Origin of the sequence: Aeromonas sp. R5-1, assembly GCF_040908265.1 — a bacterium.
GTDB lineage: Bacteria > Pseudomonadota > Gammaproteobacteria > Enterobacterales > Aeromonadaceae > Aeromonas > Aeromonas caviae.
Genome location: NZ_JBFODJ010000128.1, coordinates 26,367 through 46,223, shown reverse-complemented (window position 1 = coordinate 46,223; position 19,857 = coordinate 26,367). Strand labels below are relative to the sequence as shown.

Here is a 19,857-nt window from a genome sequence, read left to right as displayed (position 1 = left end):
CAGCCGCCGGACAGTAAAGGCCGCCCTTGAGGCGGCCTTGTTGTTGCGAATCCCTCAGGGTTGTCGTTGCAGCAGGAGATCCAGATAGGCGCCTTCGATCAACCGGGAGGGTTCGATACCGAGACGCGCCATGATGTCGTGAGCTTCCTGCATCCCCACCTCGAGCGGCTCGTCATCTTCCAGCACCACTTCCAGTTCGAGGAAGTGACCCAGCCCTTCAACCCGGTCGAGATGGATCCGGGTTCTGCCCACCAGAAACAGGGTCCGCTGTTTTCGCACTCTGCCAATCTGGCCGCAAGCCAGGGTGAGCGTTTCCCGCAGCTTGTCCGGCTCGTTCGTTGGCGTGATGTGGTAGTAGCTCTCCTTCGGACCCTGTTGATCAGGCCTGCGGTAGAAGATGAGCTGGCCTGCCGACGGGGAGAGCGTCCGCAATTTGAAGCGGCCCGATTCACAGCGAAAGAAGGTATCGTCCTGGGCGATGTCGACGGGGCCCTTGTCGGCGATGGCCGCGGCTCTGGGGATAAGGTCATCGACCCCGGCTATGCGGGCTTTGATCTCGATATTTCGTGGCATGGCAGCGGGTTCTCCTTGAAAACGGGATACCCAATCTAGCACAGCCCACGTTGCCGAGAGGGGGGCAACAGGGGGAGCACCAACTCGGTTCCTGATGGATGCTCAACCCTGCCCGCCAACCCTCTTTGCAGACGCCTGAAGCCGCCCTCAAGAGACAGGTCAGCGGGTGCTGGCCTGCTCTGCCGGTGCCTGCCCGTCATCCGCGATATGACCTCATGGCCGCCTTAGGGCGGCCTTGTGGTGCCTGCGGGTGTCAGCATGGAATAGTGAGCAGTCTGTTGCTGGTAGTGTGTTCTGTTGTTGATAGATGAAAAAATATCAGGATTCACTAAAGACCGTTCATCATTGTGCCGATAGAACTACCAAGATGGGGGTATTCCCGGCCCCCGGCTACCACAAGGATTCGTTGTCATGACTCTCTCGTTGCGCGGCAAGCTGCTCGCGGCCAGCCTGGGGGTAGTGCTGCTGATGGCAGCCCTGCTCGGTATTGTCGCCTTCCACACCCTCAAATCCCGCACCCTTGACGCCATCCAGAGCGAGGCGGTCAACTACGGCCACGCCCACTCGGTGGCCATCGGCAACTGGCTGGAGGATCGCAAGCACGCGGTCGACGCCCTGGCCGCCGTCATTGCGCGCGACCCCGACACGGCCCTGGTGCCCCACCTGTTGCAGACCCGCACCTCCGGCGGTTTCGGCCTCACCTATTTTGGTTCGGCGCAGGGGGAGATGACCCGCCACGATCCCGCCCTCAACACCGCCAACTATGACCCCAGGGCCCGCCCCTGGTACCAGAACGCCGACAAGGCGGGCAAGCTCATCGTCACGCCGCCCTATGTCAGCGTGACCATGCAGCAGATGGTGGTGACCCTGGCCGAGCCGGTGAGCCACCAGGGCCGGGTGATCGGGGTGGCCGGGGCGGATCTCTCCCTTGACGCCCTCATCGACGAGGTGCTGGCCATGAAGGTGCAGGGGGAGGGCTACGCCATGCTGCTCGATCGCACCGGCCTCATCGTCGGCCACCCGAACAAGGAGCTGGCGCTCAAGCAGGTGGCGGAGCTGGATCCCGGCCTCACCGGGGCGGCGCTGGATGCGTGGAGCCGCGACGGCGAACTGCACGGCGCCAACCTGAACGGGCGCGAGGTGCTGCTCTCGGTGCAGGGCGTGCCCGGCACCGACTGGCTGCTCGCCATGGTGATGTACAAGGAGGTGCTGGAGGCGCCGCTCGCCTCCCTGCTGTGGCAACTGGTGGGGCTGACCCTGGTGCTGCTGCTGGTGTTCGGTGCCCTGCTCATCGCCATGTTCAACTACCTGTTCGCGGATCTGGGACGGGTCTCCAGGGCGCTCGCCGACATTGCCCACGGGGAGGGGGATCTCACGGTGCAGATCGCCACCCGCAGCCAGGATGAGGTGGGGCAGCTGGCCCAGAACTTCAACCAGTTCGTGGCGCGACTGCACGGCATTGTCAGCCGGTTGCGGGACGTCACCGTCGAGCTGGCGGCCCAGTCCCGCACCCAGGCGGCGGGGGCCGAGGCCCGCAGCCAGCGGGTGCGCCAGCAGCAGGACGAGATCGTCATGGTAGCGACCGCAGTGACCGAGATGGCCTCCGCCACCCAGGAGATCGCCGGCAACGCCGAGTTTGCCGCCAACACCGCCGGCGATGCGGTGCGCCTCGCGGTGGCCGGCCAGTCCCAGGTCGGCCAGAGCCAGCGCAGCATCACGGGGCTGGCGGGGGAGGTCACCGACGCCAGCCAGACCATCCACGAGCTGGATGGCCACGCCCAGCAGATCAGCGGCATTCTGGCCACCATCAGCGGCATCGCCGAGCAGACCAATCTGCTGGCCCTGAACGCCGCCATCGAGGCGGCTCGGGCCGGGGAGCAGGGGCGCGGCTTTGCTGTGGTGGCGGACGAGGTGCGGGTGCTGTCGCGCCGCACTCACGACTCCACCGCCGAGATCCAGCAGATGATCGAGGCGCTGCAGCAGACCACCCGCAAGGCGGTGGGCGGCATGGAGACCAGTCGCCAGCTGGCGGGCACCAGCGTGGAGGACGCCGAAGCGGCGAATCTCAGCCTGGGCAGGATCAACGAAGCCATCGGCGCCATCAGCGACATGGCGACCCAGATAGCGGCGGCGGCCGAGGAGCAAACCTCGGTGACCGGCGAGATCAGCCGCAACACAGAGAATATCCGCCACGTCTCCCAGGCGCTGGCGGCCCAGGCCGGCGAAGAGGCCGCCCAGGCGGCCCAGCTCAAGTCTCTCACCGAGCGGCTAGAGCAGGAGATCGGGCGCTTCCGGCTCTAGGCTGCGACCCGGATGTGACAAAGGCGACCCCGGGGTCGCCTTTATTCATCCTGTGTATGGATATTAATTCGTCATGCACCCGCTGAATAATGCCGGGTCCTGGCCCTGCAACGGGCGCAGGCAGAGGCTCAGAGGGGCTTGATGTAGCTGTAGAACTCGTTGTCCCGCTGGTAGCCGTGCCCTTCGTAGAGGGCCTGAGCCTGTCGGTTGTCGGTGGCGGTGCTCAGCATCAGGAAGGCGGCGCCCGTCTCCTGGCCGTGGCGATCGGCCCGCGCCAGCAGCGCCTGGGCCACCCCCTGCTGGCGGGCCGCCGGCGCCACGAACAGATCGTACAGCAGCCAGACGGGCTTCAGGGCGAGGGAGCAGAACAGGGGATAGAGGTGGGCAAATCCCAGCACCACTCCCGCCTCGCTCTGGGCCACGAAGAGCACCGACTCCCCGGCGGTGCAGCGCTCCAGCAGGAAGGCTTCGGCAGCCTCGGGCCGGGCAGGCAGCCGGTAGAACGCCCGGTATTCCACGAACAGGGGGGTGACCCGGGGAATGTCACCGGGGGTGGCCTGGAAGATCCTCATGGGGCGTTCCCCGCCGGATCCTGGCTGACCCAGATCAGCCGGTCGGTGGCAAAGCCGAGCCCCCGGGCCCGCTCGACCAGGGCCTCTACCTTCTCTTTGGGGGGATGGGGCGTGCGGGAGAGGATCCAGAGGTACTGGAGGTTGTAACTGCTCACCAGGGAGAGGTCATAGTCCGTCGCCAGCACGTTGTAGCTGCCGTAGAAGGGGCCGAAGAAGCTCACCTTGAGGCGCCCCTCGTCGCTGTCGCCCACGAAGTAGGCGCGCCCCTCGGCCTCGCGCCACTCCCCCTGTTCGTCCTGCCCCCGGTTGATCACCCTGACACCGCCGTCATCCCGCAGGCTGTAGGTGGCGGTGACCCGGTTCAGGCCGCGCTCGAAACCGTGATCGAGGCGAGCCACCTCGTACCAGGTGCCCAGGTAGCGGTCGAGCTGGAAGGGCTTGACCACCTGGTGTCCCGGTGGAATGCCGGTGCAGGCGGTGGCCAGCAGGGTCAGAACGAGCAGGATCAGTGTGCGCATGTCATCCCTCCACGATACGCAGTTGTCCCGAGCGGAAGCGTGCCGCGTGTTCGCTCGGGGTGTTGCCAAAGAAGCGTTTGTATTCGCGACTGAACTGGGAGCCGCTCTCGTAGCCTACCTTGTCCGCCGCCACCCCGGCCTTGAGGCCGTCGTGCAGCATCATCAGCCGCGCCCGGTGCAGGCGCAGGGTCTTGATGTACTGCAGGGGCGAGGTGGCGGTGGCCGCCTTGAAGTGGTGGTGGAAGGCCGAGACGCTCATGTTCGCCTCCCGGGCCAGCTCCTCCACCGTCAGGTTCTCGGTAAAGCGCTGCTCCATGATACGCAGCACCCGGGCTATCTGGCTCACCTGGCTGTGACGGCTGGCCATGGCCAGCAGGGCGGGGGCACCCCCTTCGTGCAGGGCGTGGAACAGGATCTCGCGCACGATCTGGGGCCCCAGCACCCGGGCGTGGAGCGGTTTGTCCATCACGTCGATGAGGCGCTCCACCGCGCAGAGCATGGTCTCGGAGAGGGGCACGGAGACGACGCCGCGACCCGGCTCCGCCGGGGCGGGGGCCGCGTCCCCCATCTCCAGCAGCAGGGCCTGCAGCGCCGCCACGTCGATCTCCACCGAGAGCCCCACCAGAGGGGATTCGGGGGAGGCGAAGCACTCGCACTCGCAGGGCAGCGGCAGGGTCATCATCAGGTAGTGCTCGGGGTCGTAGCGGAAGGTGAAGTCCGAGAGATAGCCCACCTTGTGCCCCTGCAGGATGATGATCATGCGCGGGCGGTAGAGCACCGGGATGCGGTCGTGATGCTCCGTGGTGTAGATGAGGTGCACGCCGGGCACGGGGGCGGCGGTGATCCCCGGGTGGGGTGCCAGGGCGGCGAGCCGGCTGGCGAGGGCGGACTGGTGGGTCGCCGCGATGGGCTGATTTGTACTCATTTATCCAGGCTCAGTAGAAATAGGCAAGAAATCGGCAGAAAGCTCCCTTGATGGTAGGAGGTTATAAGAGAAAAATGCAACCCATACCTTACCGACTACGACCACCCCGGGAGATCCCATGAACAACTTCATCCTGCACACCCCCACCAAGGTACTGTTCGGCAAGGGCCAGGTGGCCCAGCTGCGCGGCCAGATCCCCAGCGACGCCCGCATCCTCGTCACCTACGGCGGTGGCAGCGTGGTGCGCAGCGGTCTGCTGGACCAGATCCGCCGCGAGCTGGCCGGCCTGACCCTGTTTGAATTTGGCGGCATCGAGCCCAACCCCACCTACGAGACCCTGATGGGCGCGGTCGAGTTGGCCCGCGCCGAGAAGGTCGACTTCCTGCTGGCAGTGGGCGGCGGCTCCGTGCTGGACGGCTCCAAGTTCATCGCCGCGGCCGCTCACTACGATCCGGCCAGGGATCCCTGGCACATCCTCGAGACCGTCGGGGGCGAGGTGGCCTCCGCCATTCCCCTGGGCAGCGTGCTGACCCTGCCGGCCACCGGTTCCGAGATGAACATGGGCGCCGTCATCACCCGCAAGAGCACAGGGGACAAGCAGCACTTCTTCTCGCCCTTCGTGATGCCGCGCTTCGCCGTGCTCGACCCCGTGCTCACCTACACCCTGCCCGCCCGTCAGGTGGCCAATGGGGTGGTGGATGCCTTCATCCACACCCTGGAGCAGTACCTCACCTACCCGGTGGATGCCAAGGTGCAGGATCGCTTTGCAGAAGGGCTGCTGCTGACCCTGGCGGAAGAGGGGCCCAAGGCGCTGGTGGAGCCGGAAAACTACGACGTGCGTGCCAACATCATGTGGAGCGCCACCCTGGCACTGAACGGCCTGATCGGAGCCGGCGTGCCCCAGGACTGGGCCACCCACATGCTGGGCCACGAGATCACCGCCCTGCACGGTCTGGACCACGCCCAGACCCTGGCGGTGGTGCTGCCCGCCCTGCTGCAGGCCAAGCGCGAGCAGAAGCGCGCCAAGCTGCTGCAATACGCCGAGCGGGTCTGGGATCTGCGCAGCGGCAGTGACGAGGAGCGTATCGACGGGGCCATCGCCGCCACCCGCGACTTCTTCGAGCGGATGGGGATCAAGACCCGGCTGCGGGATTACGTGGCCGACGCCCGGATCGACGCCCTGCTGGCCAAGCTCGAAGAGCACGGCATGACCGCCCTGGGTGAGCACGGCGACATCGACCTGGCCCAGAGCCGGCATATTTATGAGGCGGCCTGGTAAGCAGAGCGCGCCTGAAACGGGCCGCAGGCCCGGTTGCACCAGGGGGCCCGAACCCGCCAGCAGGCGGGGACGCGGCCCCCTGATCGTTGCAAAATGGTTACTTTTTCCCTTTTCATCTCATCAGATGAGCCAACGGCAGATTTCGTAAGAACAAAAAACGCTAAGGTAGAGGCCGGGTTAAACATTTTTTTTGACTGGTTGGATCACTTTTTTTAGCGCTTTTTGCTGGTATAAGCCCCTAATTTGGTTTGTTTTTTTTAATCATGGTCCGGGATGGGCTGAATTCTGTACCCGCCCGACCGGGGCCGTGGTTGTAATAAAACTCCAAAATTTGATACTAATCACCCTCGCGCCTGAAAAGCGGGGGCCTGACCGTGACAGGAGGTCGAGGTGAAGCCTGCTGATTTTCATAACAAAGGGCCCGTGACCTGCACTTTGATCATGCCTTGTCCCCTCAGACATGAGAGACTTGGCGATGATTGTTTATTAACCATCAGGGAATAGTCATGCAGATTGGAATACCGAGAGAGAGTCTCGCCGGTGAGACCCGGGTCGCAGCGACCCCGGCCACTGTCGAGCAGCTGAAAAAGCTCGGCTTCGAGGTTGCCATCGAGGCCGGTGCCGGCCTGCGAGCCAGCTTCGATGATGCCGCCTTCGAGGCTGCCGGTGCCAGCGTGGTACCGAACGTCTGGCAAGCCGACCTTGTCTTCAAGGTCAACGCGCCGACCGAGGCCGAAATCGCACAAATTAAGGATGGTGCCACCCTGGTGAGCTTCATCTGGCCCGCCCAGAACCCCGAGCTGGTCAAGAAGCTTTCCGAGCGCAACATCAATGTGATGGCGATGGACATGGTGCCGCGGATCTCCCGTGCCCAGTCCCTCGACGCCCTCTCTTCCATGGCCAACATCGGTGGCTATCGCGCCGTCGTGGAAGCCGCGCACCAGTTCGGTCGCTTCTTCACCGGCCAGATCACCGCCGCCGGTAAAGTACCGCCCGCCAAGGTGCTGGTCATCGGTGCTGGTGTGGCCGGTCTGGCCGCCATCGGGACCGCCGGTTCCCTCGGTGCCATCGTGCGTGCCTTCGATACCCGTCTGGAAGTGGCCGAGCAGATCGAGTCCATGGGTGGGGAATTCCTCAAGCTGGACTTCGGCGGCGAAGATGGCGCATCCAGCGACGGTTACGCCAAGGTGATGAGCGAAGAGTTCATCAAGGCCGAGATGGAGCTGTTCGCCCAGCAGGCCAAGGAAGTGGACATCATCATCACTACCGCCCTGATCCCGGGCAAGCCGGCACCCAAGCTCATCACCAAGGAAATGGTGGACAGCATGAAGCCGGGCTCCGTCATCGTGGACATGGCGGCCCAGGCCGGCGGCAACTGCGAATACACGGTACCGGGTGAACTGCATGTCACCGACAACGGCGTCAAGGTGATCGGTTACACCGATCTGCCGGGCCGCCTGCCTGCCCAATCCTCCCAGCTCTACGGCACCAACCTGGTGAACCTGATGAAGCTGATGTGCAAGGAGAAGGACGGCAACGTCGCCATCGACTTCGAAGACGTGGTGCAGCGCAACATGACGGTGGTCCAGGCCGGTGAAGTGACCTTCCCGCCCCCCGCCATCTCCGTCTCTGCCGCCCCGCAGAAACCCGCTGCCGCCAAACCGGCCGCCAAGAAGGAAGAGGCCAAGCCCTCCAACAAGAAGTTCGTGTTCGGTGCCCTCGGCATCGCCGCCTTCGGTTGGGTGGCCGCCGTAGCGCCTGCCGCCTTCCTCTCCCACTTCACCGTCTTCATCCTGGCCTGCGTGGTCGGTTACTACGTGGTGTGGAACGTCTCTCACGCCCTGCACACGCCGCTGATGTCGGTCACCAATGCCATCTCCGGCATCATCGTGGTCGGTGCGCTGTTGCAGATTGGACAAGGGTCGACCCTGGTCACCGTGCTGGCCTTTGTCGCCGTGCTGATTGCCAGTATCAACATCTTCGGTGGCTTCACCGTCACTCAGCGCATGCTGAAGATGTTCCGTAAGGATTAAGGGGGTTTAACGTGTCTCAAGGACTGGTAACAGCATCCTATATCGTTGCCGCCGTGCTCTTCATCCTCAGTCTCGCGGGACTGTCGAAGCAAGAAACGGCCAAGCATGGCAACCTGTTCGGTATCGCGGGGATGGCCATCGCCCTGCTCGCGACCGTGTTCAACCCGGAAACCAGTGGCGTCCACTGGATCATCCTGGCCATGGCCATCGGTGGCGCCATCGGCGTGCGGCTGGCCCTCAAGGTCGAGATGACCGAGATGCCCGAGCTGGTGGCCGTGCTGCACAGCTTCGTGGGCATGGCAGCGGTGCTGGTGGGCTTCAACAGCTTCATCGATCTGCACCCCTCCGCCCCCGCTGAAGTGGTGGTCTCCGTCGGCTCCAACCTGGATGCGACCCTGGCAGCCGCCCGGGCGGCGTTCGAGCAGGCGGCAAGCGTCGCCCAGGTCGAGCACCTCTCCGGCGCCATGCTGAACATCCACCTGGTGGAAGTGTTCCTGGGCGTCTTCATCGGTGCCGTGACCTTCACCGGTTCCGTGGTGGCGTTCGGCAAGCTGCGTGGCCTCATCTCTTCCAAGCCGCTGATGCTGCCGCACCGCCACAAGCTGAACCTGCTGGCCGTGGTGGTCTCCATCGCGCTGATGATCCACTTCGTCAACGCCGGTGGCTCCACCTTCGCCCTGCTGGTGATGACCCTGATCGCCTTCGCCTTCGGCTGGCACCTGGTCGCCTCCATCGGTGGTGCGGACATGCCGGTGGTGGTCTCCATGCTGAACTCCTACTCCGGTTGGGCGGCGGCGGCGGCGGGCTTCATGCTCTCCAATGACCTGCTGATCGTCACCGGTGCCCTGGTGGGTTCCTCCGGTGCCATCCTCTCCTACATCATGTGCAAGGCGATGAACCGCTCCTTCATCTCCGTGATCGCAGGAGGCTTTGGCTCCGACGGCGTGGCCTCCACCGCCGAGCAGGAGCTGGGCGAATACCGCGAGACCAACGCCGAAGACGTGGCCGACATGCTGAAGAACGCCAGCTCCGTCATCATCACCCCAGGCTACGGCATGGCGGTGGCGCAGGCCCAGTACCCGGTGGCCGAGATCACCCAGAAGCTGCGTGATCGCGGCGTCAAGGTGCGCTTCGGCATCCACCCGGTGGCCGGTCGTCTGCCTGGTCACATGAACGTGCTGCTGGCGGAAGCGAAAGTCCCCTATGACATCGTGCTGGAAATGGACGAGATCAACGATGACTTCGCCGACACCGACGTGGTGCTGGTGATCGGTGCCAACGACACCGTCAACCCGGCCGCCATGGAAGATCCGGGCAGCCCCATCGCCGGCATGCCGGTGCTGGAAGTGTGGAAGGCGCAGAATGTCATCGGCTTCAAGCGCTCCATGAACACTGGCTACGCCGGTGTCCAGAACCCGCTGTTCTTCAAGGAGAACACCCAGATGCTGTTTGGCGATGCCAAGGCCAGCGTCGAGGCCATCCTGAAGGCGCTGTAAGCGTTGACCGGATGAGACAAAAAGGGGGCTTCGGCCCCCTTTTTTTATGACCAGAGTGGATGACCGTGGCAGGGAACAGACAGACGGTGGTGCCTGCCTGTCTGGACTGACTGGCGAGCCCTGGCTCAATTAAAGTTGAGCAAAAGCACCAAAAAACCACCTTGAAGGCCTCTCATGAGGCCTTTTTGTCATTTCAGTCGTGATTTTGCTCACATTTTGTGGTGTTGTCTCACCAGTCGGGCATAATGCCCGCGCAAAAAGCGGATTTGCTCAATTTTATTTGAGTCCGCTTCGAATATCCTTACCCAACGTTGACCGGATGACCCCATGACCGAGGTAGCTCCCTTGCGCGACGCCAGCACACTGACCGATGAAGAGCGCCATCTGATTGCCAGCTTCGAGCCTGCGGTGGCGGCGCTGTCCGCCCTGTTTGGCCCGGGCTGCGAGGTGGTGCTGCACGCCTTTGACAGTCTGCACGCCTCCGTCATCAAGATTGCCAACGGCCACATCACCGGCCGCCAGGAGGGAGCGCCGGTCACCGATTTTGCGCTCGACAAGTTGCACAGTGCCGCCGGCAGCCAGTGGAGCAGTTATTTCTCCCGCACCCGGGAGGGCACCCTGCTGAAGTCCTCGTCCATCACCATCAGCAACCGCGAGGGCAAACCCATCGGTATGCTGTGCGTGAATTTCAGCCTGGACACGCCCCTTGGCAGCCTGCTCGACACCTTTGCCCCGCCCGCAGTGCCCCCTGCCCACGGCACCGAGACCTTCGCCAGCTCGGTGGATGATCTGGTGGCGCAGGTGATCGCCAAGGTGGACAGGGATCCCGGGCTGGGCAGCAGCGTGCGCAACAAGGCGATCGTGCACCGGCTCTACGACATGGGCATCTTCGAGATCAAGGATGCCGCCCAACTGGTGGCCGAGCTGCTCGGCATCTCCCGCCATACCGTTTACCTGCATATCCGCAATCACAAGGCGGAACTGGCCGAACAACAATGACGAGCCCGCACGCGGGCGCCATGAACATGAGACACATCGCAATGAACGCACAATGGACCGACTTTATTACCCTGCTCAAGCGTGAAGTGGTGCCGGCCCTCGGCTGCACCGAGCCCATGTCGGTCGCCCTGGCGGCGGCCAACTGCCGCAAGCTGCTGGGGCAGGTACCGACCCGCACCCGCGTCTGGGTCAGCGGCAATCTGTTCAAGAACGGCATGGGGGTCGGCGTGCCCGGCACCGGCATGATCGGCCTGCCGGTGGCTGCCGCAGTGGGCATCACCGGTGGCAACCCGGATGCCGGGCTGGAGGTGCTCAAGAGCCTCACGCCGGATCAGGTCGAGGCGGCCAAGGGGCTGCTGCCCACCATAGAGGTGGATGTGAAGGATGTGCCCGACGTGCTCTACGCCGAGGTGCTGGCCGAAGTGGAGGGGCACAGCGCCCGGGTGGTGATCTGTACCGACCACACCCGCATCGTGCTGATGGAGAAGGATGGCGAGGTGCTGATGGTGCAGGACAGCGCCCCCGGGGTGCAGATCCAGCCAGCCAAGGCCGACAAGCCCGCCATGACCCTGAAGGAGATCGTGGCCTTCGCACTGGAGGTGCCGCTGGTCGAGATCGACTTCATCCGCGAGGCGGCCACCATGAACCAGGCGCTGGCGGACGAAGGGCTGCAGGGCTATGGCCTGCGCATCGGCAAGATCCTCACCGATCAGGTGGAGCGCAAGCTGCTTTCCGACGACCTGATGACCCTGGCCATGCGCCTGTCGTCTGCCGCCTCCGATGCGCGGATGGATGGCGCCATGCTGCCCGCCATGTCCAACTCCGGTTCCGGCAACCAGGGCATTGCCGCCACCATGCCGGTGGTCGCCGCCGCCCGCTTCCTCAAGGCCGATGACGAGCAGCTGGCCCGTGCCCTGGTGATGAGCCATCTGGTGGCCATCTACATCAAGGCCTACCAGAACAAGCTCTCCGCCCTGTGTGCAGCCAGTACCGCCGCCATGGGATCGGGGGCCGCCATCACCTGGCTGCTGGGGGGCCAGTTCGAGCAGATCAGCCACTGCATCAACAACATGATTGGGGATGTTTCCGGCATCATCTGCGACGGCGCCGGCAGCGCCTGCTCCATGAAGGTCTCCACCTCCACCTCGGCGGCGGTGAAATCCTCGCTGATGGCCATCAACAACCTGCGCGTGCCCCAGAGCGAGGGGATCGTCTCGGACGATGTGGATCAGACCATCGCCAACCTGGGTCGCCTCTCCAGGGAGGGGATGCTGGATACCGACATCGAGATCATCAACATCATGCGGGCCAAGCAGCAGGGTAAGCACCAGTGACCCCGGAGTGCCGCCGTCGGCCATAAAAAAACCGGAGCCAGTGGCTCCGGTTTTTCATTGTCCGTTCGCTACTCAGCCGCGACCGAGACGGTTGTCCGGGTAGTTCTTGGCCAACACTTCGCGGGCATGCTGGGCCAGGGTCGGCATCTTCAGGGTGTCATAGGCGTTGACCATGATTTCCAGTGCCTTCTCGGTTTCCACCGTGTCGGGATAGGTCTCGACGATCAGCTTGGCGCGGTTGGCGGCGGCGATCAGGGCGTCACGCTTGACGTAGTACTCGGCTACCCCTAGGTCATAGCGGGCAAGACGGTTCTTCAGGCCGATCATGCGGGCACGGGCATCGGCTGCATAGCTGCTGTTGGGGTAGTTCTGCAGCAGGGTCTTGAAGTCCTGGAAGGCCTGACGGGCGTAGGAGGGGTCCTTGTCATCCCGATTGATGCCGAGGAAATCCTGGAAGAAGTTGTAATCCGCCGCCATGTTGGTCAGGCCGCGCATATAGAAGACGTAATCGATGTTCTTGTGCGCCGGGTTCAGGCGGATGAAACGGTCGATGTTGGCGATCGCCTGGGCGGTATCATCCTGCTTGTAGTAGGCATAGATGAGATCGAGCTGAACCTGGTTGGAGTAGGCACCGAACGGGTAACGAGAGTCCAGCGCTTCCAGCAGTTCGATGGCATTGAGGTAGTTGCCGGTATCCAGTTTGATGCGGGCTTTCTGGTACAGAACTTCCGGCGGTTCGTCGGGAACCTTGGGTTTGGTGCTGGAACAGCCAGTGATCAGGGTAGCGACCAAGGCGAGCGACATCAGCAGGTGAGACTTCTTTCCCATCAACAACATCCGGTCCATTTCCACGAAATTGGCAAAGTATCCGTTATGCTTGGCTAAAAGAAAAGCTAGAATACCCGGATTATTTCGAATTGATACCCCCGCTCAAGAGACCATACATGAGCCAGCATATTGAACTGACAGGCGAATTTCAGGATCACCAATTCGGGCAACGACTAGACCAGGCCCTGGCCGAATTGTTTCCCGACTACTCCCGGACCCGCATCAAGGAGTGGATTTTACAGGACAGAGTGACCCTGGACGGTCAGGTTGCCAATACCCCGCGCGAGAAAGTGGTGGCCGGGCAGCAGGTACATGTGAATGTGGAACTGGCAGACGACACCCGCTGGGATGCCCAGAACATCGAGCTGAACATTGTCTATGAAGATGAACACATCCTGGTGATCGACAAGCCGGCCGGCCTGGTGGTTCACCCGGGCGCCGGTACGCCGGACGGCACCGTGCTCAACGCCCTGCTGCACCGCTACCCCGGCATCGCCGAGGTCCCCCGTGCCGGTATCGTGCACCGTCTGGACAAAGACACCACGGGGTTGATGGTGGTCGCCAAGACCATTCCCGCCCAGACCCACCTGGTGGAAGCCCTGCAGGCACGCCAGATCACCCGTGAGTACGAGGCGATTGCCATCGGTCACATGACCGCCGGCGGCACCGTCGATGCCCCCATCGGTCGTCACCCGACCCAGCGTACCCACATGGCTGTGGTGCCCAACGGGCGCGAGTCCGTCACCCACTACCGGGTGCACGAGAAGTTCCGTGGTCACACCCGTCTGCGGTTGCGCCTGGAAACCGGCCGTACCCACCAGATCCGTGTCCACATGGCCCACATCAAGCATCCGCTGGTGGGGGATCCCGCCTACGGTGGCCGTCTGCGTCTGCTGCGCAACGCCACCCCCGAACTGACCGAGGCCCTGCGCGGTTTCCACCGTCAGGCGCTGCACGCCACCATGCTGAAGCTGGCGCACCCCATCACGGGTGAAGTGATGGAGTGGCACTCCCCCACGCCGCAGGACATGGTGGCGCTGATGGAAGTGCTGCGGGCGGATACCCTGGCCAATCCGGACGATCTGGTCTGGAACTGATCCCGAGGGCGGCCTTGCGACGATTCCTGCCGTAACCTGCCCTCCATGATCTGATGCGGGGCCCCTTGACTGGTTGCAGCCAAGGGGCCCCGTTTTCATATGAACGAAAGGAGCCACAGATGAACTGGATCACACCCGACTGGCCCGCGCCGGGCAATGTCAGGGCTCTCTCGACCACCCGGGACGGCGGCATCAGCGAAGGGGTTTTTGCCGGCCTGAACCTCGGGGCCCATGTGGGCGATGCACCGGCCAGGGTCGAGGCCAACCGCGCCCGACTGCAGCAGGTGGCGGGGATCCCCGACACTCTCAACTGGCTCAACCAGGTACATGGCATCGCCGTCCATCCGGTGAGCGACCGTTATGAGCGCGCACCGGATGCCGATGCCGCCTGTGCTCATGAGGCGGGGCAGGCCTGCATCGTGATGACTGCCGACTGCCTGCCGGTGCTGTTCTGCGATCGGGCAGGCACCGTAGTGGCGGCGGCCCATGCCGGCTGGCGCGGACTGCAGGGGGGCGTATTGGAGGCAAGCATCGCCGCCATGGGCTGCGAGCCTGGCGAGATCCTGGCCTGGCTGGGCCCGGCCATCGGTCCCGCCGCGTTCGAAGTGGGTGGCGAGGTGCGTGAGGCCTTCATGGCGGAGCAGGCCGAGGCGGCGACTGCATTCGTGCCATCCCTCAACGAAGGGAAATGGCTGGCGGATATCTACCAGCTGGCCCGACTGCGCCTCGCCCGCGCCGGCGTCACCGCCATCTATGGCGGCGAATACTGCACCTTCAACGACAGCGAGCGCTTCTACTCCTATCGCCGCGACGGGCAGACGGGTCGCATGGCCTCCCTCGTGTGGCTGGAAAAATAGCCGAAGAGGCGCTGGCGCGTTGCCACAAGCGCCTCCTCACTCTCTGGTGATGGCCCTCCGCGACCATGTCTTGCTGCCGAGCAGGCTCAGGGGGCAGGCTGCCATTGCGAGGTCGTTTTCCCCCGGTCACCGCTATTGAGGAAAAAATAAACAGCCACCCCTTGAAATTGCCCTTCAAGACCACATCTTCCTTGTCAGAAAGCGATGTTGTTGCCGCGCATGCGGCGTCTGTCTTGAAGGGGGAGTGCAATGCGCCTCGATCGCCTGACCAGCAAATTCCAGATTGCCATTTCCGATGCCCAGTCTCTTGCACTGGGTCGTGACCACCAATTCATCGAACCCGTCCATCTGATGAGCGCCTTGCTCAATCAGGACGGCGGATCCATTCGTCCGCTGCTCACCTTGACCGGGCTCGACATCAATACCCTGCGCTCGCGCCTCGGCGAGGAGCTGGATCGCCTGCCCCGCGTCAGCGGGGTGGAAGGGGACGTACAGCTCTCCAACGGCCTCGGCCGCCTGCTCAACGTCTGCGACAAGCTGGCCCAGCAGCGCAAGGATCAGTTCATCTCGTCCGAGCTGTTCGTGCTGGCGGCCCTGGACGAGAAGGGGACGCTGGGCGAGCTGCTGCGTGCCCAGGGGCTGACCAAGGAAAAACTTGAGGCAGCCATCGACAAGGTCCGTGGCGGCAAGAAGGTGGAGGATGCCAACGCCGAGGAGAATCGCCAGGCGCTGGAGAAGTACACCATCGATCTCACCGAGCGGGCAGAACTCGGCAAGCTCGACCCGGTGATCGGCCGGGATGACGAGATTCGCCGCACCATCCAGGTGCTGCAACGCCGCACCAAGAACAACCCGGTGCTGATCGGTGCCCCCGGCGTCGGCAAGACCGCCATCGTCGAGGGGCTGGCCCAGCGCATCATCAATGGCGAAGTGCCGGAAGGGCTCAAGAACAAGCGGGTGCTGTCGCTCGACATGGGGGCCCTGGTGGCCGGTGCCAAGTATCGCGGCGAGTTCGAGGAACGCCTCAAGGCGGTTCTGAACGATCTGGCCAAGGAGGAGGGCAGCGTCATCCTCTTCGTGGACGAACTGCACACCATGGTCGGCGCCGGCAAGGGCGAGGGTGCCATGGATGCGGGCAACATGCTCAAGCCCGCCCTGGCCCGCGGCGAGCTGCACTGCGTCGGGGCCACCACCCTCGATGAGTACAGGCAGTACGTGGAGAAGGATGCCGCGCTGGAGCGCCGTTTCCAGAAGGTGCTGGTGGAGGAGCCCTCGGTGGAGGACACCATCGCCATCCTGCGTGGCCTGAAGGAGCGCTACGAGCTGCACCACCATGTGCAGATCACCGACCCCGCCATCGTCGCGGCGGCCCAGCTCTCCCACCGCTACATCGCGGATCGCCAGCTGCCTGACAAGGCCATCGACCTCATCGACGAGGCGGCGGCCAGCATCCGGCTCCAGATCGACTCCAAGCCGGAATCCCTGGACCGGCTCGAGCGGCGCATCATCCAGCTCAAGCTGGAGCAGCAGGCGCTGATGAAGGAGGACGATGACGCCAGCCGCAAGCGCCTCGATCTGCTCAATCAGGAGCTGACGGAAAAAGAGCGGGAATACAACGAGCTGGAAGAGGTGTGGAAGGCCGAGAAGGCTGCCCTCGCCGGGACTCAGCACATCAAGGCGGCACTGGAGCAGGCCCGTCAGGATCTCGAGGTGGCGCGCCGCGCAGGGGATTTGGGTCGCATGTCCGAGTTGCAGTACGGCCGCATCCCGGAGCTGGAGAAACAGCTGGATCTCGCCACCCAGGCCGAGATGCAGGAGACCAGCCTGCTGCGCAACAGAGTCACCGACGTGGAGATCGCCGACGTCCTGGCCCGCTGGACCGGCATTCCGGTGGCCCGCATGCTGGAAGGGGAACGGGAGAAGCTGCTGCGGATGGAGGATCAGCTGCACAGCCGGGTGATCGGCCAGGAAGAGGCGGTGGACGCCGTCTCCAACGCCATTCGCCGCTCTCGTGCCGGGCTGTCCGACCCGAACCGCCCCATCGGCTCCTTCCTCTTCCTCGGCCCCACCGGGGTGGGCAAGACCGAGCTGTGCAAGGCGCTGGCGGAGTTCCTGTTCGATACCCAGGACGCCATGGTGCGGATCGACATGTCCGAGTTCATGGAGAAACACAGCGTGGCCCGTCTGGTGGGGGCGCCTCCGGGATACGTGGGTTACGAGGAAGGGGGCTATCTCACCGAGGCGGTGCGCCGTCGCCCCTACTCGGTGATCCTGCTGGACGAGGTGGAGAAGGCGCATCCCGATGTCTTCAACATCCTGTTGCAGGTGCTGGACGATGGCCGCCTGACCGACGGTCAGGGGCGTACCGTGGACTTCCGCAACACCGTAGTGATCATGACCTCCAACCTCGGGTCTGATCTCATCCAGGAGCACCACTCCGAGAAGGATTACGACGAGATGAAGGCCATGCTGATGGAGGTGCTGACCCGCAGCTTCCGGCCGGAATTCATCAACCGGATCGACGAGACCGTGGTGTTCCACCCGCTCGGTGAGGAGCACATCAAGTCCATCGCCCGCATCCAGCTCAAGAGCCTGATGAGCCGTCTGGAGTCCCAGGGCTTCGAGGTGGAGGTGAGCGAGGAGCTGCTGACCAAGCTGGTTCATGCCGGGTTCGATCCCGTCTACGGGGCGCGTCCCCTCAAGCGGGCGATCCAGCAGAAGGTGGAGAACCCGCTGGCCCAGGCCCTGCTCAGCGGCCGGGTCATCCCGGGCAAGACACTGCGGCTGGGGGCCGACAGCAACGGCCTCACCATGACCCAGTAATGGGATTGTCGATGAAAAACGCAGGCCTCGTGCCTGCGTTTTGTTTTCTGAGGGATTGAGATGCTGACGTTTTCCGTTTTGGTGGATGACGACGTTCATCTGCCTGGCTGTCTGCCCGAGCGAGGGTTGGCGCTGCTGCTGGAGTGTGACGGCCTCAGGGTGCTGTTCGACAGCGGCCGTGGCCGGGCGCTGTGCCACAACGCCGCCGTGATGGGGATCGATCTCGCCTCTCTCACCCATGTGGCGCTCTCTCACGGTCATTACGACCATGTGGGCGGGGTCGGCTCGCTGCCCGCTTATCCAAGACCCATCCCGCTCATAGCCTGTCCGGACGTGTTCTGCGAGCGGGGCTACTTCCTGTCGCTGCCCTTCTGGCGGCGCAACCTCTATCGCCTGTCGGGGGCGCTGGATCGGGAGTCGCTGTCGGCCAGAGGCTTGCTTCCCCACTGCTCGTCCGAGCCGATGTGGCTCTCGGATCGTCTGGTGTTCCTCGGCAGCATTGTGCGGCGCGACCGGGCTGCGCCTTCGCTACTCGGCTACATAGTGCGGGGTGGGCGGGTGGAGAAAGACCTCATCAGCGACGACTCGGCGCTGGCCTACACGAGCGAGCAGGGGCTCATCGTCTTTATCGGCTGCGGTCACGCCGGGGTCGAGAACATCATCGAGTGTGCCAAGGAGGTGTGTGGCGACGAGCGGATCCACGCCGTCATCGGCGGCCTGCACCTGAAGTTTTCCGGCCCGCAGCGGGCGGTGGCGCTCGGAGCCTATCTGCAGGAAGAGGCGGTGGAGCGGTTGTTTGCCTGCCACTGCACCGGCAGCAGAAAGGCGGGGCTGCCGCGCCAGCACCAGATCGGGGCGGGTTTTGAGCACAGTTTTTCGGCGTAAAAAAAGCGGCAATCCGAAGATTGCCGGGAGGAATGTATTCGATGCGATCTGACGTGGGTTGAGCGGATCGCAGGGGCAAGCCCCAGGGTCGGCAGGCACAGTCAGCGACCATGCCCGCCTTACAGTCAGTCGGGATACGCTCTCCACCCCGGCTGACCAGCTTCGCTATCGCGTCTGTCCCCCGCCGTGTTGCCGCGATAGGAGGACAGAGGCAATCAAATCAATTCGTTACAGCATGTCCGCAATGGCGGCCTTCATCTCGGCCGGCCAGACGCCGACCTGGACCTGACCGATGTGCTCTTTTTGCAGCAGCAGCATGGCCAGACGGGATTGGCCGATGCCGCCGCCGATGGTTTGCGGCATGCGTGCTGCCAGCAGATCCTGATGCCAGTCGTACTGCAGGCGATCTTCGTCCCCGGTGATGGCGAGCTGGCGGCGCAGGGCCTCTGCGTCCACCCGGATCCCCATGGAGGAGATCTCGAAGCTGTCTTCCAGCACCGGGTTCCACACCAGGATGTCACCGTTCAGACCCGCCAGCCCGAGCTCGCTCTCGCTGCTCCAGTCGTCGTAGTCCGGGGCTCGCACGTCGTGGCGTTCGCCGTGGGAGAGGGCGCCACCGATACCGATGAGGAAGACCGCTCCCAGCTCTTTGGCGATGGCGCGCTCGCGTCCCTTGGCATCGAGGTCCGGGTAGCGGGTCAGCAGCTCTTCACTGTGCAGGAACTGGATATCCGCTGGCAGGAAGGGGGTCAGCTCATGCTCGGCACAGACCGCGCGCTCGGTGGCCTTGATGGCGGCCCAGATGCCGCGCACCGTCTCCTGCAGATAGGCGAGATCCCGGCGCTCGCCCGGCATCACCTTCTCCCAGTCCCACTGGTCGACGTAGACGGAGTGAATGGGGCTGAGACGATCCTCGTCCGGACGCAGTGCCTTCATGTGGGTGTAGATGCCTTCACCCGGGCCGAAACCGAAGCGACCCAGAGTCTGGCGCTTCCACTTGGCCAGGGAGTGGACCACCTCATAGCTGTGCTCCGGCAGGGTTTTCACCTTGACCTGCACTGCATGCTCGCAGCCGGAGAGGTTGTCCTGGGTGCCGTCACCGACCCGGCTCAGAATGGGGGCTTGTACCTCCATCAGGCCGAGTTGCAGTGCGAGTTGGCGGGAGAACATCTCTTTGACGAAGCTGATCTGCTGTTGGCTGCGGATGTAGTGCTGTTTCATGCTGAATTACCTGTCGTGAATCCGTTGAATGCGGTGATTCTTCAACAGAATGCCAACTAAATTCAATATTCGATAATTGAAATAGGCTTTGTGTGTTTTTTTCTTCAAAATAAGCC

Annotated in this window: 16 protein-coding genes; 10 read left to right on the top strand and 6 right to left on the bottom strand. The window is 63.7% G+C overall.

Translation table 11 applies throughout. The annotated features are described in order from the left end of the window. Positions 1-54: 54 nt before the first annotated feature. Positions 55-573, bottom strand: a complete 519-nt coding sequence (locus AB5Y64_RS17850) for a class IV adenylate cyclase (protein WP_039039630.1) — start codon at positions 571-573, stop codon at positions 55-57. Between the two features lie 411 nt (positions 574-984). Here AB5Y64_RS17850 and AB5Y64_RS17845 point away from each other — a divergent pair, with 411 nt between their 5' ends. Beyond that, complete coding sequence (locus AB5Y64_RS17845; RefSeq protein WP_039039629.1) at positions 985-2,874, top strand: methyl-accepting chemotaxis protein; 1,890 nt, start codon at positions 985-987, stop codon at positions 2,872-2,874. Positions 2,875-3,002: 128 nt separating this feature from the next. On the opposite strand, the gene AB5Y64_RS17840 is transcribed toward AB5Y64_RS17845, so the two are convergent. From AB5Y64_RS17840 to AB5Y64_RS17830, 3 genes are read right to left on the bottom strand one after another with little or no spacing between them, the layout of a single operon-like run. Beyond that, positions 3,003-3,446 carry an N-acetyltransferase gene (locus AB5Y64_RS17840; protein ID WP_039039628.1) on the bottom strand — a complete coding sequence of 148 codons (444 nt, stop codon included), beginning with the start codon at positions 3,444-3,446 and terminating at the stop codon, positions 3,003-3,005. Continuing rightward, complete coding sequence (locus tag AB5Y64_RS17835) at positions 3,443-3,964, bottom strand: lipocalin family protein (protein ID WP_039039627.1); 522 nt, start codon at positions 3,962-3,964, stop codon at positions 3,443-3,445. The genes AB5Y64_RS17840 and AB5Y64_RS17835 overlap by 4 nt, the downstream gene beginning before the upstream one ends. A 1-nt stretch (position 3,965) precedes the next feature. Continuing rightward, the gene (locus tag AB5Y64_RS17830; RefSeq protein WP_010675998.1) at positions 3,966-4,889 is read right to left on the bottom strand and encodes an AraC family transcriptional regulator; all 924 of its coding nucleotides are present in this window, start codon (positions 4,887-4,889) and stop codon (positions 3,966-3,968) included. A 118-nt stretch (positions 4,890-5,007) separates the two neighbouring features. On the opposite strand from AB5Y64_RS17830, the gene yqhD reads away from it, so the two are divergent. From yqhD to AB5Y64_RS17805, 5 genes are all read left to right on the top strand, one after another. Beyond that, the gene (yqhD, locus tag AB5Y64_RS17825) at positions 5,008-6,168 is read left to right on the top strand and encodes an alcohol dehydrogenase (RefSeq protein ID WP_039039626.1); all 1,161 of its coding nucleotides are present in this window, start codon (positions 5,008-5,010) and stop codon (positions 6,166-6,168) included. A gap of 506 nt (positions 6,169-6,674) precedes the next feature. After that, positions 6,675-8,201, top strand: a complete 1,527-nt coding sequence (locus AB5Y64_RS17820; RefSeq protein WP_010675996.1) for a Re/Si-specific NAD(P)(+) transhydrogenase subunit alpha — start codon at positions 6,675-6,677, stop codon at positions 8,199-8,201. An 11-nt stretch (positions 8,202-8,212) separates the two neighbouring features. After that, positions 8,213-9,697 carry a Re/Si-specific NAD(P)(+) transhydrogenase subunit beta gene (pntB, locus tag AB5Y64_RS17815; RefSeq protein ID WP_010675995.1) on the top strand — a complete coding sequence of 495 codons (1,485 nt, stop codon included), beginning with the start codon at positions 8,213-8,215 and terminating at the stop codon, positions 9,695-9,697. Positions 9,698-10,024: 327 nt separating this feature from the next. Next, a complete protein-coding gene (locus AB5Y64_RS17810) occupies positions 10,025-10,696 on the top strand; it encodes a transcriptional regulator (RefSeq protein WP_039039625.1) in 672 nt (223 codons plus the stop codon). Between the two features lie 26 nt (positions 10,697-10,722). Next, positions 10,723-12,030: a serine dehydratase subunit alpha family protein gene (locus tag AB5Y64_RS17805; RefSeq protein ID WP_039039696.1), complete on the top strand. Its 1,308-nt coding sequence runs from the start codon at positions 10,723-10,725 to the stop codon at positions 12,028-12,030. A gap of 72 nt (positions 12,031-12,102) precedes the next feature. On the opposite strand, the gene AB5Y64_RS17800 is transcribed toward AB5Y64_RS17805, so the two are convergent. Beyond that, on the bottom strand, positions 12,103-12,858 hold the full coding sequence (locus AB5Y64_RS17800; RefSeq protein ID WP_039039695.1) for an outer membrane protein assembly factor BamD: 756 nt from the start codon (positions 12,856-12,858) through the stop codon (positions 12,103-12,105). 116 nt (positions 12,859-12,974) lie between these two features. Between AB5Y64_RS17800 and rluD the strand changes: the two genes are divergently transcribed. The 4 genes from rluD (at position 12,975) to AB5Y64_RS17780 (ending at position 18,520) form a co-directional block, all read left to right on the top strand. Beyond that, positions 12,975-13,955 (top strand): 23S rRNA pseudouridine(1911/1915/1917) synthase RluD, encoded by a 981-nt coding sequence (gene rluD / locus AB5Y64_RS17795; protein ID WP_010675991.1) that lies wholly within the window; start codon positions 12,975-12,977, stop codon positions 13,953-13,955. Between the two features lie 119 nt (positions 13,956-14,074). Continuing rightward, positions 14,075-14,812 carry a peptidoglycan editing factor PgeF gene (gene pgeF / locus AB5Y64_RS17790; RefSeq protein ID WP_039039624.1) on the top strand — a complete coding sequence of 246 codons (738 nt, stop codon included), beginning with the start codon at positions 14,075-14,077 and terminating at the stop codon, positions 14,810-14,812. 249 nt (positions 14,813-15,061) lie between these two features. Beyond that, positions 15,062-17,635, top strand: coding sequence for an ATP-dependent chaperone ClpB (clpB, locus tag AB5Y64_RS17785; protein ID WP_039039623.1), 2,574 nt, complete (start codon positions 15,062-15,064; stop codon positions 17,633-17,635). Positions 17,636-17,695: 60 nt separating this feature from the next. Then, positions 17,696-18,520, top strand: coding sequence for an MBL fold metallo-hydrolase (locus AB5Y64_RS17780; protein WP_039039622.1), 825 nt, complete (start codon positions 17,696-17,698; stop codon positions 18,518-18,520). 228 nt (positions 18,521-18,748) lie between these two features. On the opposite strand, the gene asnA is transcribed toward AB5Y64_RS17780, so the two are convergent. Next, positions 18,749-19,741, bottom strand: coding sequence for an aspartate--ammonia ligase (gene asnA / locus AB5Y64_RS17775; RefSeq protein WP_039039621.1), 993 nt, complete (start codon positions 19,739-19,741; stop codon positions 18,749-18,751). Positions 19,742-19,857 lie beyond the last annotated feature (116 nt).

Excerpts from the sequence above, each read along its gene's own strand:
- AB5Y64_RS17850 (WP_039039630.1), bottom strand. The coding sequence starts at position 573 with ATGCCACGAAATATCGAGATCAAAGCCCGCATAGCCGGGGTCGATGAC.
- AB5Y64_RS17845 (WP_039039629.1), top strand. The coding sequence starts at position 985 with ATGACTCTCTCGTTGCGCGGCAAGCTGCTCGCGGCCAGCCTGGGGGTA.
- AB5Y64_RS17840 (WP_039039628.1), bottom strand. The coding sequence starts at position 3,446 with ATGAGGATCTTCCAGGCCACCCCCGGTGACATTCCCCGGGTCACCCCC.
- AB5Y64_RS17835 (WP_039039627.1), bottom strand. The coding sequence starts at position 3,964 with ATGCGCACACTGATCCTGCTCGTTCTGACCCTGCTGGCCACCGCCTGC.
- AB5Y64_RS17830 (WP_010675998.1), bottom strand. The coding sequence starts at position 4,889 with ATGAGTACAAATCAGCCCATCGCGGCGACCCACCAGTCCGCCCTCGCC.
- yqhD (WP_039039626.1), top strand. The coding sequence starts at position 5,008 with ATGAACAACTTCATCCTGCACACCCCCACCAAGGTACTGTTCGGCAAG.
- AB5Y64_RS17820 (WP_010675996.1), top strand. The coding sequence starts at position 6,675 with ATGCAGATTGGAATACCGAGAGAGAGTCTCGCCGGTGAGACCCGGGTC.
- AB5Y64_RS17810 (WP_039039625.1), top strand. The coding sequence starts at position 10,025 with ATGACCGAGGTAGCTCCCTTGCGCGACGCCAGCACACTGACCGATGAA.
- AB5Y64_RS17805 (WP_039039696.1), top strand. The coding sequence starts at position 10,723 with ATGAGACACATCGCAATGAACGCACAATGGACCGACTTTATTACCCTG.
- AB5Y64_RS17800 (WP_039039695.1), bottom strand. The coding sequence starts at position 12,858 with ATGGGAAAGAAGTCTCACCTGCTGATGTCGCTCGCCTTGGTCGCTACC.
- rluD (WP_010675991.1), top strand. The coding sequence starts at position 12,975 with ATGAGCCAGCATATTGAACTGACAGGCGAATTTCAGGATCACCAATTC.
- pgeF (WP_039039624.1), top strand. The coding sequence starts at position 14,075 with ATGAACTGGATCACACCCGACTGGCCCGCGCCGGGCAATGTCAGGGCT.
- clpB (WP_039039623.1), top strand. The coding sequence starts at position 15,062 with ATGCGCCTCGATCGCCTGACCAGCAAATTCCAGATTGCCATTTCCGAT.
- AB5Y64_RS17780 (WP_039039622.1), top strand. The coding sequence starts at position 17,696 with ATGCTGACGTTTTCCGTTTTGGTGGATGACGACGTTCATCTGCCTGGC.
- asnA (WP_039039621.1), bottom strand. The coding sequence starts at position 19,741 with ATGAAACAGCACTACATCCGCAGCCAACAGCAGATCAGCTTCGTCAAA.